Source organism: Pseudoalteromonas galatheae (assembly GCF_005886105.2).
GTDB classification, from domain to species: Bacteria; Pseudomonadota; Gammaproteobacteria; order Enterobacterales; family Alteromonadaceae; genus Pseudoalteromonas; species Pseudoalteromonas galatheae.
Map to the genome: position 1 here is coordinate 4,043,341 of NZ_PNCO02000001.1, position 18,125 is coordinate 4,061,465.

At 42.8% G+C, this 18,125-nt stretch carries 16 protein-coding genes; 9 read left to right on the forward strand and 7 right to left on the reverse strand.

Translation table 11 applies throughout. The features are described 5' to 3' along the window. Positions 1 to 3: 3 nt before the first annotated feature. Entirely contained in the window at positions 4 to 273 is a 270-nt protein-coding gene (gene ubiK / locus CWC29_RS18035; protein WP_010376312.1) for a ubiquinone biosynthesis accessory factor UbiK, read from the reverse strand. Between the two features lie 191 nt (positions 274 to 464). Here ubiK and rep point away from each other — a divergent pair, with 191 nt between their 5' ends. Next, positions 465 to 2,480 carry a DNA helicase Rep gene (gene rep, locus CWC29_RS18040; RefSeq protein ID WP_138522998.1) on the forward strand — a complete coding sequence of 672 codons (2,016 nt, stop codon included), beginning with the start codon at positions 465 to 467 and terminating at the stop codon, positions 2,478 to 2,480. Here the strand turns inward: rep and CWC29_RS18045 are convergent. From CWC29_RS18045 to elbB, 3 genes are all read right to left on the reverse strand, one after another. Beyond that, positions 2,466 to 5,036, reverse strand: a complete 2,571-nt coding sequence (locus CWC29_RS18045) for a sensor domain-containing diguanylate cyclase (RefSeq protein WP_128725861.1) — start codon at positions 5,034 to 5,036, stop codon at positions 2,466 to 2,468. The genes rep and CWC29_RS18045 overlap by 15 nt on opposite strands. 218 nt (positions 5,037 to 5,254) lie before the next feature. Further along, positions 5,255 to 5,647, reverse strand: a complete 393-nt coding sequence (locus tag CWC29_RS18050; RefSeq protein ID WP_128725860.1) for a c-type cytochrome — start codon at positions 5,645 to 5,647, stop codon at positions 5,255 to 5,257. Positions 5,648 to 5,892: 245 nt separating this feature from the next. Then, on the reverse strand, positions 5,893 to 6,543 hold the full coding sequence (gene elbB, locus CWC29_RS18055; protein WP_128725859.1) for an isoprenoid biosynthesis glyoxalase ElbB: 651 nt from the start codon (positions 6,541 to 6,543) through the stop codon (positions 5,893 to 5,895). A gap of 432 nt (positions 6,544 to 6,975) precedes the next feature. Here elbB and polA point away from each other — a divergent pair, with 432 nt between their 5' ends. The 3 genes from polA (at position 6,976) to CWC29_RS18070 (ending at position 11,434) form a co-directional block, all read left to right on the forward strand. Continuing rightward, positions 6,976 to 9,732, forward strand: a complete 2,757-nt coding sequence (polA, locus tag CWC29_RS18060; protein WP_138523000.1) for a DNA polymerase I — start codon at positions 6,976 to 6,978, stop codon at positions 9,730 to 9,732. 615 nt (positions 9,733 to 10,347) lie between these two features. Further along, the gene (locus CWC29_RS18065; RefSeq protein WP_128725857.1) at positions 10,348 to 10,917 is read left to right on the forward strand and encodes a YceI family protein; all 570 of its coding nucleotides are present in this window, start codon (positions 10,348 to 10,350) and stop codon (positions 10,915 to 10,917) included. Next, positions 10,904 to 11,434: a DUF1285 domain-containing protein gene (locus CWC29_RS18070; RefSeq protein ID WP_128725856.1), complete on the forward strand. Its 531-nt coding sequence runs from the start codon at positions 10,904 to 10,906 to the stop codon at positions 11,432 to 11,434. The genes CWC29_RS18065 and CWC29_RS18070 overlap by 14 nt, the downstream gene beginning before the upstream one ends. Positions 11,435 to 11,458: 24 nt before the next feature. Here the strand turns inward: CWC29_RS18070 and yihA are convergent, their stop codons facing one another. After that, positions 11,459 to 12,097 (reverse strand): ribosome biogenesis GTP-binding protein YihA/YsxC, encoded by a 639-nt coding sequence (gene yihA, locus CWC29_RS18075; protein ID WP_128725855.1) that lies wholly within the window; start codon positions 12,095 to 12,097, stop codon positions 11,459 to 11,461. Positions 12,098 to 12,550: 453 nt separating this feature from the next. Here yihA and CWC29_RS18080 point away from each other — a divergent pair, with 453 nt between their 5' ends. From CWC29_RS18080 to CWC29_RS18095, 4 genes are all read left to right on the forward strand, one after another. Then, positions 12,551 to 13,183: a c-type cytochrome gene (locus CWC29_RS18080; RefSeq protein ID WP_128725854.1), complete on the forward strand. Its 633-nt coding sequence runs from the start codon at positions 12,551 to 12,553 to the stop codon at positions 13,181 to 13,183. 636 nt (positions 13,184 to 13,819) lie between these two features. Next, on the forward strand, positions 13,820 to 14,473 hold the full coding sequence (locus CWC29_RS18085) for a class I SAM-dependent methyltransferase (RefSeq protein WP_128725853.1): 654 nt from the start codon (positions 13,820 to 13,822) through the stop codon (positions 14,471 to 14,473). 24 nt (positions 14,474 to 14,497) lie between these two features. Then, positions 14,498 to 15,085, forward strand: coding sequence for a Der GTPase-activating protein YihI (yihI, locus tag CWC29_RS18090; protein WP_128725852.1), 588 nt, complete (start codon positions 14,498 to 14,500; stop codon positions 15,083 to 15,085). Then, a complete protein-coding gene (locus CWC29_RS18095; protein WP_138523002.1) occupies positions 15,085 to 15,600 on the forward strand; it encodes a DUF2489 domain-containing protein in 516 nt (171 codons plus the stop codon). Before yihI ends, CWC29_RS18095 begins: the two co-directional genes overlap by 1 nt. Before the next feature lie 156 nt (positions 15,601 to 15,756). Here the strand turns inward: CWC29_RS18095 and CWC29_RS18100 are convergent, their stop codons facing one another. Then, the gene (locus tag CWC29_RS18100; protein ID WP_128725850.1) at positions 15,757 to 16,443 is read right to left on the reverse strand and encodes a 4'-phosphopantetheinyl transferase family protein; all 687 of its coding nucleotides are present in this window, start codon (positions 16,441 to 16,443) and stop codon (positions 15,757 to 15,759) included. Positions 16,444 to 16,564: 121 nt separating this feature from the next. Next, positions 16,565 to 17,131, reverse strand: a complete 567-nt coding sequence (locus tag CWC29_RS18105) for an NADPH-dependent FMN reductase (protein ID WP_128725849.1) — start codon at positions 17,129 to 17,131, stop codon at positions 16,565 to 16,567. Between the two features lie 104 nt (positions 17,132 to 17,235). Between CWC29_RS18105 and CWC29_RS18110 the strand changes: the two genes are divergently transcribed. Beyond that, on the forward strand, positions 17,236 to 18,125 hold an 890-nt coding region (locus CWC29_RS18110; protein ID WP_193554557.1), incomplete at its 3' end, for a LysR family transcriptional regulator.

Consider the following 18,125-nt stretch of genomic DNA (forward strand, 5'->3'; position numbering starts at 1 on the left):
TGCTTATTCCTGCGAGTCGGATGCTTGGCTGGCAAGTTGTGCTTCTAACTGCGCCACTTTTTCTTCAAGTTCAACCAGCTTTTCACGCGTGCGGATCAGCACTTTGCTTTGAATATCAAACTCTTCTCTGCTAACAAAATCCATTTCTGATAATTTGCTCTGGATCGCCTGTTTCGTTCTTGCTTCAAATGTTTCAGCAAGATTCTTTACGCCCTGAGGCATGTTACTGGAAATTTGCTTAGCAATTTCTTCAATTTTGGCTGGATTAATCATCTTCTTACCTTAGCTTGCGAGTCAGTATACACAGTTCATCTTACCTTATGCGTCGCAGACGGAAAAGGTTCGCTTCATAGTTTTACATGGATACGATAAACTAGGGCCTGTTTATAAGAATTCCTCAACCCCTCAGCACTGACAGTTGTTGCCAACATTGTGCCAAGCGAGAAGATAACCGGATTAGTTGCATGAAGCTCAACCCAAAACAAGACGAAGCGGTAAAATATATCAGTGGTCCATGCCTTGTATTGGCAGGGGCGGGCTCAGGTAAAACCCGGGTTATTACCAATAAAATTGCCTACCTAGTGCAGCAGTGTGAATACAAAGCAAAGAATATCGCAGCGGTCACCTTTACCAACAAAGCGGCGAAAGAAATGCGTGAACGGGTGGCACAAACTTTGGGCAAGCAAGAAGCTAAGGGTTTGTGGGTGTCGACATTCCATACATTAGGGCTGGAAATCATTAAAAAAGAGGTCAAGACCTTAGGTTATAAACCCGGCTTTTCCTTGTTTGATGATCAAGACACCAATCAGTTGTTGAGTGAACTCACTGAAAAAGAACTTGAGCGTGATAAAGACTTACTCAACTTGCTAAAGATGCAGATTGGTAACTGGAAGAATGAGCTTATTTTGCCAGAGCGCGCTATTCGAGAAGCGCGAGAGCCACAAAAAGCGCTATTCGCTCAGCTTTATGCGCGTTATCAAACGCAGTTGCGTGCTTACAATGCGTTAGACTTTGACGATCTTATTATGATCCCAACTTTGCTTTTGAATCAGTCGGTTGATGTGAGAGAGCGCTGGCAGCAACGTTTCCGCTATTTGCTGGTGGATGAGTATCAAGATACCAATACCAGCCAGTATCAGTTAGTGAAGCTGCTAGTTGGTGAGCGCGCACGTTTTACTGTGGTTGGCGACGATGATCAGTCTATCTATTCATGGCGTGGCGCTAAACCGCAAAACTTGGTGCTGCTGAGCAAAGACTTTCCGGGTTTGAGGCTTATCAAGCTAGAGCAGAACTATCGTAGTGCAGGTCGTATCCTAAAGGCCGCAAATATTCTTATTGCTAATAATCCCCATGAATTTGATAAACAGCTGTTTAGTGAGCTGGGGTATGGCGACCCGATCCGGGTGATAGCGACTCGTGACGAAGAACATGAAGCAGAGCGTGTGGTCGCAGAGATCATTTCACACAAGTTTATGAAACGTACCAGCTATCGCGACTATGCATTGCTCTATCGCGGTAATCACCAAGCTCGAGTGTTTGAAAAGGCACTCATGACCAACCGTATTCCATACAAAATTAGTGGCGGTATGTCGTTCTTTGCACGCAGTGAAATAAAAGACATCATGGCTTATTTACGATTCCTAGTGAACCAAGATGATGACAACGCATTTTTACGTATCGTCAATACCCCAAGGCGTGAGATTGGTCCTGTGACATTAGAAAAGCTAGGTAGCTTTGCCAACGAACGCCATATCAGTCTATTTGCTGCGTGTTTTGAGTCAGAGCTCGCGGAACGTTTGGCGGGTCGTGGCTTAAATGCATTGATGGGGTTTGCGCGCTGGGTGGTTGAGCTTTCCGACCGAGCAACCCGCGGAGATACCTTGGAAGCGGTAAAAGATATGATCCGAGAAATTAATTACGAAGCGTATCTTTACGAGTCATCACCAAGTGCAAAAGCTGCGGAAATGCGGATGAAAAACGTATCAGAATTATATCGTTGGATAAGTGATATGCTCACGGGAGACGCAGATAACCCCGCTATGACACTGCCAGAAGTGGTAAGCAAACTCACATTAAGAGATATGCTTGAGCGCAATGAAGAGGAAGATGACTCAGACGCAGTACAGTTATTGACGCTGCATGCGTCTAAAGGTCTCGAGTATCCACACGTATTTATGGTGGGGATGGAAGAAGGCTTGTTACCTCATCAAACGAGTATTGATGAAGACAATGTCGAAGAAGAGCGGCGTTTGGCTTACGTTGGCATAACTCGCGCTCAGCAAACCTTAACTTTGACCTATACCAAGAGTCGTCGTCAATTTGGCGAGCAGATCACCCCTGAGTTAAGTCGTTTTGTACAAGAGTTGCCTCAAGATGATTTACAAATTGAAGGAAAAAAGCCTGTGGCGACACAGGCAGAGCGAATGGAAAAAGGTAAGTCTAACGTTGCGAATTTACGGGCTATGCTAAGACGGGACTGATTCGTTATCGAGGTTTTGGATAAAGGCTTTACGTCCTTTGTTTTTGTCCAGCATCTGCTGTTTACCAAAGAACAACTGCAAGCCGTGCTTTTCCAGTAAGCTTCTAAAGTTTAAAATCGCAGGACCTCTGGCGATGACTTTAACACTTTTCACCTTAGTAACGGCTAAGATCCCTTGTAATTGAACTTCATAGCTCGTTTGCTGTAAGACGCGTTTACTAAACGTCGAGCTTAATAATAGATAAGTAAAATCGACTTGACTGATCAGGGTGAGATCGCAGCGATCTTTACCAAAATTATTCAAGCCAATAGGGATCCCCATATCGGCTAAGGTTCTGAGGTTTAATATCTGCTGGCTAGACGCAAAGCGAATTTCGCTCTCTTCGAAGAGCAAGCAAAGAGCTTTTTCTTGTCGTTTAAGTTGCTGCTTTAGCGCGTCAAAATGTGCGCTTTCTAATAACATTGCAGAGCAACCAAATAGCATATCTTCATCACGGCTATGAGTTATTTCTTGGGCTTTGTTAAGCAGGTGCAGCTCAATTTCAAGCAGCTGAGATTTTTCCGCTGCAAACTTTTTCAGAATATCAAAACTCGTACTACCTAATACCGGATGTTCGCCAAAGGCTTCCAAAAATCCAATTGGCTGAGCGTTATCTGACCAGTTTACGATTTCTGTGCAGCGGAAGTGGGTAGGGAGCTTATCTAAGTGATGCTGCTCTTGCTGTTTATGACCGTTTGAGCTCGCGGTAAGTAGCGGGTGATAAAATTCATATCTGCCACGACCTGCATTCTTGGCATAGTACATTGCAGCATCGGCATCTCTGATAATTTCATCGGTGTTACGATATAATTTATTACTATAGGTAATGCCAATACTGGCACCACTTTGCATACACACACCCTTTAAACAGAAAGGTTGTTGCATGACTTTAATGATACGTTTAGCGACATCTTCCGCCTGCTGACGATCAGTTAGGTGATCGAGTAGGATCACAAACTCATCACCAGCAAGTCTTGCTAGTAAGTCGTGTTCACGAATACATTCGGAGAATGACTGAGCGACCCATACTAGAAATTGATCACCAGCTTGGTGGCCTAGTTCATCATTAATGTCTTTAAACTTATCTAAATCGATAAAAAGAACGGCAAAATTATCTTCGGGATATCGGTGATGCTTTTTCAGCGTTTTTTCGAGCTGAGTTAAAAACAAACTGCGATTGGGTAGACCTGTGAGCGAGTCGTGATGGGCATCATGATAAAGCTGCTGTTCAATTTTTTTACGTTCCTCCATCTGCATCTGCAGATGTAAGTTGGTTTGTTGTAGCTCTTTCGTTTTCTCTGCCACACGGTGTTCTAACTGTTGATGACTAATCTTGAGTGCTTGATTTGCCAAATGGGTTTGCAATACGGTAGCGATCTGATTCGATACAAAAGAGATAAGCTCGACATCATCATAATTAAACTCGTATTTATGATCATAAGCCTGACATGCGATCAAACCAATGACGCCAGTGGCCGTTTTTAATGGGGCACCAAGCCAACTTGTTGCTGCGAGTTTGTGGTTATAGCCAGCTGGGCGCTCTACCGTACCATCGAGTGCAAGGGCTTTGGCGCGTATACTGTCTATTAGCTGGCTTTGTTCTGTTCGAATAACTAGCTCACTATATCCTTTTGCAAAAGGACGAGGCTTATAGCTCGTTTTTTCATCAATGTGATATGGAAAGGTAAGCCAATTCTTTTCTGTATCGTATAAAGCGATATAAAGGTTGTCAGCAAAGGTGATGGAGCGAATAATATCATGAACTTGCTGGTAAACGTCGTCAATATCAGAGAACTGAGTTGCTAGCTCTGAGATTTTAAATAAGATTTGCTGTCTTTCTAAAGCACGCTTGCGATTTTCTATTTCTTTATTTAGTGCTTCATTGCTTTGCATTAGCGCTCGAGTACGGATTTTCACTTCAGACTCTAACAACTCACGCTTTTTAACCCGCTCAATAGCGGTCGCTAAATACAGTGACATGACCTCAAGTAATTCAATTTGGTCATCGCTGTAGGCCTGATCTGCAAGATAGCTTTGTGACACCATAACGCCAATAATCGCACCATCGCGATAGATAGGTACTCCCACCCAGTGCTCTGCTTGGCTACCCATTATTTTAAAGTCACCAGCTTTCGCCCGAGCTAGCATATTGTCTTTGGTGAGGTATACGGTTTCACCGGACTTAAATACAAAGCCCGTCACACCATCTTTAAAGTGATGTGCTTCATGAAGTGGAACAGATATTCCGTCTTTTTCATCGACAAAATAAGATAACTCTAGTGCCTGAGTAAAACGATTTTGTAATACCACATAAAAGCTTTTACTAGGCAAATATTGAGAGAGAATATTATGAATTGCTGGGTACAACAGGGTTAACTCAGCAACAGTGCTCGCCTGTTCTGATAATTGAATTAATGTGTATTGAAGTTGAGACTTTCTTTTATACTTTTTAAGTAAAGACTCTAATCTGGCGGTTCGCCGAGATAGTCTCCTAACCTGTTGTGATGGCTCTTCCAATGACGAAACCAGTTCTTATTGTTGTTTAATTATTGAGCTTAATAGTTTCACTTTTAGCTGTAGTGGTCAAGTGTAAATTTTTCTTTCTTCGTAGGTGAACAAGACAGAATTTTCGCCATGTTAAAGGCGCTTTTATATGTCTATGAAAGAGGTGAAAATGCAGCGTTTTACGCTGCATTTTCAATAACCATTTCGGTTTCAGTCTGTAACCAAAATATTTATTGCTTCGTCATGAAGTCAATTGCTGCTGCAATCTCATCATCAGAACAGTCCATGCACGTACCACGAGGAGGCATCGCATTGAAGCCGTTAATAGCATGGTCTAATAGCACGTCAGAGCCTTTTGCTAGACGAGGAGCCCAATCGTCAGCTGTTTTTGGTGCGCCCAGTGCGCCTGTGCCGTGACAAGCAAAACATGCTGCTTGATAAACCTGCTCACCTGAGCGAGGACCTGATGGTTCGGCTTCTGCTGCACTTTCAGCGCCAGCTAAATATACTGAGCCGATAGGCTGAAGACGTTTTTTAATCGCTTCTTCAGTTAGAGAATTGTCGTATGGTTGCGCAACTGCGGCTGTTGATAGCAATAAAAGTGCTGCTGAAAGTTTTTTCATTTACCTTGCTCACTTCGTTTGAACGTGTTCAATCACGATAATGGATGACGGAATTATCGGGATTATAACGCCACCTGTTCATTTATAAAACGTAAACTTGAGTATAAATGGTTAAAACCATTAATTTATTGCGTTAGGGCAAGCTTTTTTGCCTAAATTTGCATTAGCGCAAGGCCGAGATGTGAGTCAGTCGACCTTGACGCATTTTCCTTAATAATACGAGGAAAAACTTGTATCGATCGCTTTTATGCCATTTCGATTAACTTAACTACTGCTTTTTCGATGCCGGTCGCAGCTTCAAGGATTGATGATGCCAGCATATATGCAGGTGTACTAATCACTTTTTCATTGTCATCAACGACGATCTCGGTTACTTCACAATCCACGTGTTTTGCACCAAGCGTATTAATTGCCGCTGCAGTATCAACATCATTACCTATGGTTGCGAGTGTACCTGGTGTATGGATATGGGCGATAAGTGCCGGCGCAATACATAAATAGGCAATAGGTTTTTGCTGGTGATTAAACTCACGACATACGCGTTTTACGCATTCAAGAATCGTAGAGTCTGCGCCTTTAAAGGCAAAATCGGAAAGGTTTTTTGCTACGCCAAACCCGCCCGGTAGGACCAAAGCGTCGAATTCATCGGCATTTAATGTTTCCAGATCTGCAATTTCTCCGCGAGCAATACGGGCTGCTTCAACGAGAACATTACGGCGTTCATCTTGTTCTTCACCGCTGATGTGATTGATCACATGGAATTGATCAATATTCGGCGCAAAGCATTGATAGCTAGCTCCAGCTTTTTCAAGATTGAGTAGAGTCAACACTGACTCGTGGATCTCGGCACCGTCGAAGACACCACAGCCACTTAAAATTACCGCTACTTTTTTCATTCACTTCTCCTTTCAATGTCACATCATACGCGCTATATGCATAAAAAGAATTATGCACGAATTAAAAAATTATAAAGGATCTTCTATGATCTTTGATCAATTGTGTTAGTATACTCCTCCGCTTGAGAAAATCAGGCTATTTTTTACTCACCCAGTTTGTTAAGCGTGACTAAAAAAATTCTTTATCCACAAAGTGATAAAGATAATAACAAAAAAAAAGGCACAAAAAACGCAAGTAAATCAAGGTTTTAATTCTTACTCTGACTTTTCAATCAAAGTTTCGGAGCGATTTTTTGTGTTTGTCTACAAAGTTATCCACAGGTGCAGCACGATTTATCTAAATGATGAGATAACGCGAAACTCGTTTTATCATGTGCCTTGTGGCATCCTTACATTCTACTCCACAAAAGACTAATTTAGGATCCAATATTTATGTCTCAGATCCCTCAAAATCCGTTGATCTTGGTTGATGGTTCTTCCTATCTATTTCGTGCTTATCATGCGCCACCGCATTTAACAAATTCAAGAGGTGAGGCAACTGGTGCGATCTACGGTGTGATAAATATGCTTAAGAGTTTGCTCAAGCAATATCAACCCAGTCATATGGTAGTAGTCTTCGATGCCAAAGGGCCGACTTTTCGCAACGAAATGTATAGCGAGTATAAAGCACACCGCCCACCTATGCCGGATGATCTGAGAACGCAAATTGAGCCCATCCACGAAATAATTAAAGCAATGGGTTTGCCACTGGTAAGTATAAGTGGTGTCGAGGCCGATGACGTGATCGGTACATTCTCTAAAATAGCGTCGGAGCAGAGTCGCCATGTGCTTATCAGCACTGGGGATAAGGATATGGCGCAATTGGTCAATGAACATGTCACGTTGATCAATACAATGACGAATACGATCTTAGACCCTGAAGGGGTAGTGGATAAGTTTGGTATTGGTCCTGACTTGATCATCGACTATCTCGCGTTAATGGGAGATAAGGTCGATAACATTCCGGGTGTACCTGGCGTTGGTGAAAAAACGGCATTGGCGATGCTTCAGGGGTTAGGCTCAATTGATTCGCTTTACGAAAACTTAGACAAAATTGCTGACTTAGGTTTTCGTGGCTCGAAAACCATGGCGAAAAAATTAGAGGAACATCAAGAGCAGCTAAGGCTGTCGTACGAGTTAGCCACCATTAAGCTGGATTGTGAAGTAGAGCAAGACTTAGAGCAATTTAAGATAGCTGAGATGGATAAAGATCGCTTAATCGAGCTATATGGTCAGTGTGAATTTAAGCGTTGGTTAGCTGAACTGCTGGATGGTCAGTCACAAGCTGACATCGTTGATGTGGAGGCTGAAGGGTCGGCTCCAGCAGCGGCACAGGTCGACACCCAATACGAGACCATTTTAACAAAAGCGCAGCTTGATGACTGGGTAAATAAGTTAAAAGCGGCCCAGCTCATCGCTTTTGATACTGAAACCACCAGTGTTAACTATATGCAGGCAGATTTAGTTGGAATGAGCTTTGCCGTTGCACCGGGCGAAGCGGCTTACTTACCAATCAATCACGACTATGTGGGGGCACCTGAGCAGCTTTCTCAAGATATGGTGTTTGAAGTCATGGCACCGCTACTTGCAGATCCTCAGATCAAAAAAGTGGGTCAAAATTTAAAATATGATCAAAGTGTGCTTGCTCGTGCAGGCTTAGAGCTGCAGGGGATCGCTTTTGATACTATGTTAGAGTCTTACGTATTTAACAGCGTAGGTACTCGCCACGATATGGACTCCTTGGCGCTCAAATATTTAGGCCATAAAACCATTAGCTTTGAAGATATCGCAGGCAAAGGTAAAAACCAACTGACCTTTAACCAAATTGAGCTAGAAAAGGCGGCTCCTTACGCTGCGGAGGATGCTGATATCACGCTGAGACTGCATCAACACCTCTGGCCGTTAATTGAAAAGGAGAATAGCCTTAAGCAGGTGTTTACGGAGATTGAATTACCGCTGCTGAGCGTACTTTCTCGCATTGAACGCACAGGTGTGCACATCGATGGCGATATGCTAGCGAAACAAAGTATCGAGATTGAAAAACGCTTAGGTGAGCTTGAACAACAAGCTTTTGAAATTGCAGGTGAGGAGTTCAACCTGAGTTCAACAAAGCAATTACAAGCGATATTGTTCGACAAACTTGAGTTGCCAGTGATTAAGAAAACGCCAAAAGGTGCGCCGTCAACGGCTGAAGAAGTGCTACAAGAGTTGGCGCATGATTATCCACTGCCAAAACTTATTATTGAACACCGTGGCTTGGCTAAGCTGAAATCAACCTATACAGACAAATTACCAAAATTGGTTAATGCGGATACTGGTCGTGTACACACTTCTTATCATCAAGCTGTTACGGCAACGGGCCGCCTAAGCTCAAGCGATCCAAACTTGCAGAACATTCCGATCCGTAATGAAGCCGGACGTCGTATTCGTCAGGCATTTGTTGCTGACAATAATAAACAAATTGTCGCGGCGGATTACAGCCAAATCGAGCTTAGGATCATGGCACATTTGTCACAAGATAAAGGGTTGTTGAGTGCCTTTGCTGAAGGTAAAGATGTACACAGTGCAACGGCATCAGAAGTGTTTTCCGTGCCGCTTGAGGAAGTAACTTCTGATATGCGCCGCAAAGCCAAAGCAGTTAACTTTGGTTTGATCTATGGCATGAGTGCGTTTGGTCTGTCACGTCAGTTAGATATTCCAAGAAATGAAGCGCAACATTATATGGATATGTACTTTGAACGCTTCCCAGGTGTATTAGAGTATATGGAGCGCACGCGTGAAGAAGCTGCAGATAAAGGGTATGTTGAAACCTTATTCGGTCGCCGCTTGTATCTACCGGATATCAATGCGCGTAATGGCGCTCGCAGAAAAGCAGCTGAGCGTGCTGCCATCAACGCACCGATGCAGGGCACTGCGGCGGATATCATCAAAAAAGCGATGATTAAAGTGGATGAATGGCTACAAGGCTGTGATAGCAATGATATCCAGTTGCTTATGCAAGTGCACGATGAATTAGTGTTTGAAGTACACAGCGACAAAGTTGCTGAATACAGTGAAAAGATCTGTGAGTTAATGAGCGCAGCGGCAACACTTGATGTACCGTTATTAGTTGAAGCCGACAGTGGTGACAACTGGGAACAAGCGCACTAGTTGAAATAAAAATCTACCCGAGTTGCACTAATCAATTAGACTAGTGCAACTTTATTCATTTTTGTTTGCAAGTATACACTAGCAGCATAGCGTCTTAATTTTGTAGCTCCTGTTAATCTCTAGTAACAAAAAACAAATTAACGTTGAAAGTTTATCAAATTGGCTTAAGTTTTGCTTTTTGGTGTTTATTTCTGGACGTCTATTTGTTAGAGTTCGCGCCGTCCTCATCCTGTAGGACATCCTGTTGATGATGTATCTCTCGAAAGAGGATACAGTGTATTGATAGCTTCTCCCCAGATTGCTATAGCGGCTCGTAATTTTTACGGGCCGTCTTTTTCTTTTCTCCCCAAAGATGATACCAATTGATGTAACTACCCAATCAATCTACAGGTGAAACTGTTATTAGCTTCGCTAAAAATTTTTCGTCTAGGATAACTAAATCACAAAATTTTTGCTTGGCTACTAAAGCTATTTTCCCGCTGTAAAATGAATATCATGAGCATAAAAGTATTCCAACATAACGACGAGTTTATGATTAAAGGTTTATTTAATTTGCACTGCGTTTTACACTGAGCGCTCAAATGCAATTCACTCTCATTTCATAAGGAAGTCGTCATGCTAAAGTACCTTCTTTTAGGTAGTGCACTTATTTCTTCTCAGGCGTTTGCTGCTTGGCAATTCAATCAACAACAAAGCGATGTTAGCTTTGTGTCTGTGAAACAGACTAGTGTTGCAGAAGTACATCATTTTAAAACGATAGATAGCACACTATCTGCTAAAGGCGAACTTGAGGTTAATATTGACTTGGCAAGCGTTGAAACGATGATCCCGATCCGTAATGAACGCATGCAAAAGATGCTGTTCAACGTAGCGCAACACCCAAAGGCTAAAGTTAATGCTGATGTTTCAGAGGTACTTGCTAAACTTAAAGTTGGTACACAAAAAATCAATGATGTAACAGCAACATTGACACTGCATGGTCAGATCCAAAAGATCAGCTTAGACTTATTGATAACGAAAAGTGCTAATGGCTTGGTGGTTACGCCAGTACATGCGTTTATTCTCGATTCTAAGCAGTTTGGGTTAGATAAGGGGATTGAAGCGCTACGAGAAATTGCGGGTCTGAAGACTATCGCGACTAGCGTGCCTGTTAGCTTCAACTTGGTTTTTGATGAACAAAATTGATGCGTTAATCAAACAGTATGTTACGACTCATGCGCCGACCGAAAATTGGTCGGCGCCGTCGTGCGGTTTTTCTGATATCAAAATTGCAGCGGATGGTCGTTGGTTTCATCAAGGGCGTGAAATTAAACGGCAATCGCTAGTAGCCTTGTTTGCAAGTGTCTTAACCTTTGATGGTCAACAGTACTGGTTAAAAACCCCAGCAGAAAGTTGTGAGGTTGAAGTACTTGCTCATCCTTTTATTATCGAGCAATGGCGTTACTGCGATGAAGCATCGGCTTTGGGGTTATCACCTTGTATTATTGCGATAGACAATTTAGGTCGTGAGTGGCCCATCTGTGATGTGTTTCCATTGGCGCTTGAGCAAGTTAATGGGGGAGATATTCCATTTCTCACACTCAATTATGGTTTAACTGCTAGAGTTTCACGAAATGTCTATTATCAGTGGGCTGAATTGCTCGAGGAAGATGAAAAAGGCTTTTATCTGATGTCGGCCAAGACGCGCTTTTATCTTAGCTAAGCGCGCCCTGTGTTTACGTTTTGATTATTCGCTCGCTTCCTCTTGAGCTTCTTTCACAAACGGACCTAAGTACCAATCATCCAATTTCCACGCCAGTTCGTTTAATCCAATGCCCTTTAAAGAAGAAAACGCATGAACGGTGATGTCACCGTCGATTTCAGATAGAGCACGACGTACTTGTAGTACTTCTGCTTTACGTTTACCTTGCTTTAGCTTATCGGCTTTAGTCAACAAGGCCAATACCGGTATATTACTGCTGGTTGCCCAATTGATGAGATCCATATCGAGATCTTTGAGAGGGTGACGAATATCCATCAATACCACAATTCCTTTTAGGCATTTGCGGCGTTGTAAATATTCACCTAGCGCTTTTTGCCATTTCTTCTTCATCTCTAATGGGACTTTCGCAAAGCCATAGCCCGGTAAATCAATCAAACGCTGATCTTCGCCTAGAGAAAAAGTATTTATAAGTTGAGTTCGACCAGGTGTTTTACTGGTGCGTGCCAGTTTTTGGTCTGTAAGCGTATTGAGTGCGCTCGACTTACCAGCATTAGAACGACCCGCAAAAGCAACTTCAATTCCAGTGTCTGGTGGCAGTTTACTGATATCTGGGGCACTTGTGATAAATTGTGCCTGATTGTATTTTACGCGAGATTTTAGCACGCTGACTCCTAACTGATTAAACTTTCGCGGATGGAATTGCGTATTTTATAACAGTATGGCGGAAACCAAAAGTACTGTGGGGTTTGTTCTAAACGCTGCTTTTATCGCAAATTGGCCGAAGCCTCGCCCTAATATTAATTAATCTAGGTCAAGTCCCTATAAATTATAAGCTTAATATGGGCAGAAAACGTGCCAGAGAAAGTAATATCGTGTAGAATGTAGGAATTGCAATGTCAATCTAAAGTGTATACCTATCAGTAGTCACTACTGAGCAAGGCGTATTTAGATGGATCGGTGCTGTTTGGCGTTATATTTGCTAAGTTTGCATGTATGATTCATCTGATTAACATAACAACCTAATTAGTACTGATTGGTATTATTTGCCCGAGCAATAAAGAGAGCGACTTTGTTCGCGAGGGTACAAATTACAGGGTCGGAAACAGAGAATTTACCATGAAAAAAATAGCATTAACTTTAACAATGTTGCTTGGTACGTTGTCAGCAAGCAACGCATCGGCATTCGATGGTGACGCAGAAGCAGGTAAAGCAAAGTCTGCAACGTGTGCAGCATGTCACGGTCCAGATGGCAATGCCCCTGTGACTATGTATCCTAAAATCGCAGGTCAGCATGCAGATTATATCTACAAGCAGCTACAAGAGTTTAAGCTAGGTATGACGTCTGGTGGTAAAGAAGGGCGCATGGATCCTGTGATGAGTGGTATGGCTATGCCGCTATCAGATCAAGATATGAAAGACTTAGCTGCGTATTTCTCTTCTTTATCTATGTCTGCGGGTTCAACGCCTGAAGATGTTGTTGCTGCGGGTCAGCAGCTTTATAAAGCTGGTGATGCAGAACGTGGCATTCCATCTTGTGCTGCATGTCACGGTCCTCGTGGTAACGGTACTTCTTTAGCTAAATTCCCTAAAGTGTCATTCCAGCATCCAGAATACATCAAGGCACAGCTTGAAAAGTTCCGTGATGGTACTCGCAACAATGATATGAACGGTATGATGCGTGATATCGCGAAGAAGCTGACAGACAAAGACATCGAAGTATTATCTAAGTACTTAGGTGGTCTACACTAAAGTCGTATAGTGAGTTTACCTCTCTCAGGGTAAACTCTTACTATTGAAAAAAGGGCAGCATAGGCTGCCTTTTTTTGTTGTTACCTTTGTGAGATATATCTCACTTTTCTTGTAAGATATCTGCTTGGGCTATATGTGAGTTTTAGCTTATTTTTAAGTTTTTGTTCAGTGTAAGTTTATGTAATTCATCTTTTTTCTGTTTAATTAAAAAAATTAAGGTAAGAAATTTGTTATTAAACAGTTGTAACTCAAGCTCAGGAGCGTAGATTATTCGTTGTCGCCAAGCAATACAAAAAAAGGGACAATTCGATACGGAAGCGTAGGTGGCAAAGTTATGTATCTAGTTGGATACAAAGGATTATCAAGAAAGAGTCAGGAAGACCGAGAATAAGAAAATCACGGAAGTCTCATAATAAAAACAATATGGAAAGTGTCACGGAAGTCTAAAATAAAAACAATACGGACGACAATAAAATAAAAAGAATAATAATAAGACTTAAAAGTCGAAGGGAGAAGTGTCCAGTTGTGACGCTCAGATTAGTAGGCGGTAGAGAGTGATCTCTGCCGCCTTTTTATTTGGTTGCCTCTATTATACCTGATACAATAGCCGCCTTATTAAACAATCACTGTTGACCGTTGCAAGATTCAACTCTATTCAGTTGTGGCCTGTGCCAAGGTAATCAGCTTGAAACCTACCATCAAGACAAATATCGACTGTACTGGCAATGTCAAACCTGCCAGTTGGTGATGGTTGATCCCAAGTCGAGATTAACACCAGCTCAAGAAAAGGCTATTTATGATAGCCATGAAAACGACCTGGCCGATGAAGGCTATCGTCGCTTTCTAGCACGAGTGGCGGATCCACTGTTGGCACGTTTGGTGACACCAAGCCAAGGCTTAGACTTTGGCTGTGGGCCTGGGCCGCTGCTTGCAAAAATGCTTGAAGAAGCAGGACATCAGGTAGCTTTGTTTGACCTGTACTATGCTAATGATGCCAGTGTACTGAGTCGTCAGTATGACTTTATCGTGAGCACAGAAGTGGTAGAACATTTAGCAGAGCCTGCAAAAGTATTAGCGCAATTGTTAGCACTCTTAAAAGTGGGTAAACCGCTGGCCTTGATGACCAAACTTGTCATCGATAAAGCACGCTTTGCGAATTGGCACTATAAAAATGACCTAACGCACATTTCATTTTTTAGCCGGGAAAGTTTTGCGTATTTTGCCGCGCAGCAGGATTGTGATTTAGAATTTATTGGGAATGATGTCATCATTCTCACCAAGCGTAGTTAACGCGAGAATTTTGGATAACCAATTATGACTAGAAAGAAAAAGACACGTAAAGTTGCAGCCAATGGAACACCAAGGCTGAGTAAAGAAAAGCTACAAGCGTTACGTGCACTAAAAGAGCAGCGTAGCAAAAAAACCAAAGGTAAAAAGCCAGGTTCTAGAAATGCACCTGAGATCCTAGCGAAAGAGCAACCAAACACGTCGACCAATAAAGATCCGCGTGTTGGTAGCAAAAAGCCAATTTCTTTGGTTGCAGAGCCACAACCGGCTAAGTCGAATACCCAGCCTGAGATGAAGCGTCATCTGCAACCACAAGTTCAGTTAACTACGGCGATAGAAACGCTTACTCCAGAACAAGAGCTAGAGCAGTTAGAAAATGATGAACGTTTGATGGCGCTACTTGAACGCCATGAGCGCGGTGAACTGCTAACAGGAAAAGACGCCAAGTATTTTAATCGCGGCATTGCGCGTCATCAGGAGCTGTGTGAGATCTTAGGTATTGATGATGAGTTTGAAGAAGGCGAGATGTTAGAAAATGATCCAATGGATCAGTTTATGAGTAATGATCTAGCAAATGAATGGTTAGACGACGACTTTGAGGAAGATGATAAGTAATGAATACTGCATGGATCATCGCAATCATTATTGGTGCCCTGATTATTGCTGGACTGGCGTTTTACGCGGGTAAATTACTATGGCAGCTGAAGGTGCAAAAAGAGCAGATTGCCAAACATCGCGAGCAAAAAGCTGCTGAGCTCCAAAAGTCACGCCAGAAGCGCAACGAAAAAATTGCGGATAGCGTTAACTTACTCGCGCGCGCGATGAAAGAAAAACAATGTGAATATTCTGAAGGATGCTTACGAGTTTGGGTGCTTATTTCGCAATATAGTTTTGATGAGGAAGTTGACTTACAGCAGAGTTACCCTGGTGTTTATCAGATGTATGATGAAGTCAAAGAAATGCCAACTCATGATGCGCGTAAGAAGTATTCTAAAAAAGAGATTTTCAAAATGGATAGCCAGCGTTGGCGTGCTGAAGAGCGCCTAGAAGCGGAGATCTTACAGGACTGCGAAAAGCTGATAGCGCGCTTTAAAGCGGCTGCTGGTAGTGAAAACGTTGTGTTTCAGTAAGCTGGCTTGTGAAAATGGGTAAGTGAATCCCTATTCAAACTTCAGATTAAACGCCCCAAGTGGGCGTTTTTAGTTATAAATGAGAAATTTTTAACCCAATTAGCGTCAGATTTACTTCTTCAAATCGTGTAAGTATTAAGTCAAATAGGTATGATTTTACTGTGCGATATATTCACATTCGGTCAGCACTAAGGCGTTTTTGCATTGGTAATATACTTCCACTTGTTGTCCTTCGCTTAAATCATCGTGTAGCGTTTTCATCAAAGTGAAAATAAGTTTCTTGTCATCAAACTGACTCAGTTTGACTGCATCAAAGCCAAAGAACTTTTGTACCGTACTATAAAGTGCCTTAAATATGCTTTCCTTGGCTGAGAAAATAACCGTCAATGGACAGTGCACTTGCTCGCCAAAAAGCGCAAAAACTTCAACTTCTTCAGGATGTAAAATTTGTCGTTGTAGTTCGATTTCCTGCTTCGGTTTCATATCTCTTTCGATATCAATGCCTAAGCCTTTCACGGCGATATCATCTGTAGCAATCGCAGCCGCAATCCCTCGAGTATGCGTGATACTGGCAACAATATTAGCAGGCCAGATAGGGGCACGATCGGAGCCGTTAAGCAGCGTAAAGTCACCTTGTCCAAATTGTGCTAGGCAGGTTTTGGCGCATATTCGTCCCGCTAAAAACTCGGCTCGCCTTTTCGCTACCGCTTTATCAAGTGAAGCGGGCAGCAGTATATTTTGCTGTTCAAAGGAAAGCGCGTCAAAGCTGTCAGGATCAAACTGAATACAATGAAAATGGTGTGAGAGGTAGGGGGTAAATAGGTGACTCTGAGTACTTTGCAAAGCTGACTCCCGTTATTCATATCCATTATTAAAAGGCTGGTATTGCGCCTCTAATTCGCTTTGGACGCTTAGTGTGCATGAGCTAAGCGTCCATAGCAAGATATGAACGAGAGATTGAAAGTTATTTTAACTTACTCGCAACTGACACCAGTTGCAGAGCGAGGCTTGATACTTTTTCAGCAAGTTCTGGGTCTTTAATTTTACCTTGATCATCAAACGCATTAAATGCGCTAGGAACAGCCAATTGGTCTGCGAGTACTAAACTGCCAATGCCAGACAACACATCACGGACATGGTTTAGGCCGCGTAACCCACCTAAACCGCCTGGTGAGGCTGCATAGAGTGCGACTACTTTGTTTCTAAATGCGGGCACCGCACCTTGTTCTGTTCTAGATGCCCAGTCTATTGCGTTCTTGAGCACAGCAGTGAAAGAACCATTGTATTCTGGGCTTGCTAATAGAATACCATCGGCATCGCGTAGCTTGTCTTTTAAAAGCTGGGCACCTTTTGGTGTGCCTTGTGCTTCAAGATCTTCATCAAACATTGGAATATCTATATCTTGTAACTTGATCACTTCTACTTCTGCACCACTTTCTAGTGCAAAGTTTGCCGCGGCTTGGATGAGTAATTGGTTGTAGCTGTCTTTTCTTAAACTGCCTGCTAGTGCGATAATTTTTGCTGTAGTCATCTTGCTGATACCTTATTTTGTTTCGTTAAAATGATAGTAGCAAAATTTTACTTGCACAAAACCGAAATAAACGCAAAGCTTTTGTGCATATATGCACAGAGGTAATTATGGATAAATTCACAGATTGGCAGGATCTTAAGGTCGCCTATATGGTTGCTAAGCTTGGCACCTTATCAGCGGCGGCTGAGCACTTAGAGATCCACCACAGTACGGTACTGAGGCGAATAAATAGCCTAGAGGAAGCCTTGGGGACGCGGTTATTTCACCGCCATGCCCGAGGTTACCAAGTAACACAGGCAGGAGAAAAGCTGCTTACGACTGCGAGTCAAATAGACGAGCGTTTGATGGAGTTGAGTACTTCTATTGTTGCTTCGGACAGCCAGCTCAGAGGTAAGCTATTAGTTACGACGGTCAGTGGTTTTATGGATATGCTGTCGGAGCCTTGTTTGACTTTTCAACAATTACACCCACAAGTGCAACTTGAAGTCATTCTCGACCAAAAGCGTTTACGCTTAGATCATGGGCAGGCGCATGTTGCGGTGAGGGCAGGGCCAAAGCCCGATGAGCCTGACTACATAGTGCAGCATCTAAATACCTTGGAAGCTGGTTTGTACGCGTCTTCTAGTTATATCAAGCGTATGGGGAGTCCCAGAACACTTGAAGCGTTACAAGCACATTACTTTGTCTCTGGTGTGGCCGGGTTTAATGCAAGAGTGCCATATTTCGCTTGGGTAGATGAGCATATTCCTGAGACGCAAGTGACGCTTAGGGTGTCTGAAACGTCAGACGCGTCGCGTGCCATAGTTAATGGTTTAGGTATTGGTGGGCTACAGCACGATGTAGCAAAACGTTACCCAGATTTACAGCCAGTGTTGCGTGATGAGTTAAAATGGTTAAGCCAAGTTTGGCTAGTTACCCATGTACTGGTTCACCGAACGGCCAAAGTACAGGCATTATGTGACGTGTTAAAGCGCCATTTTGCTAACCTGAACTG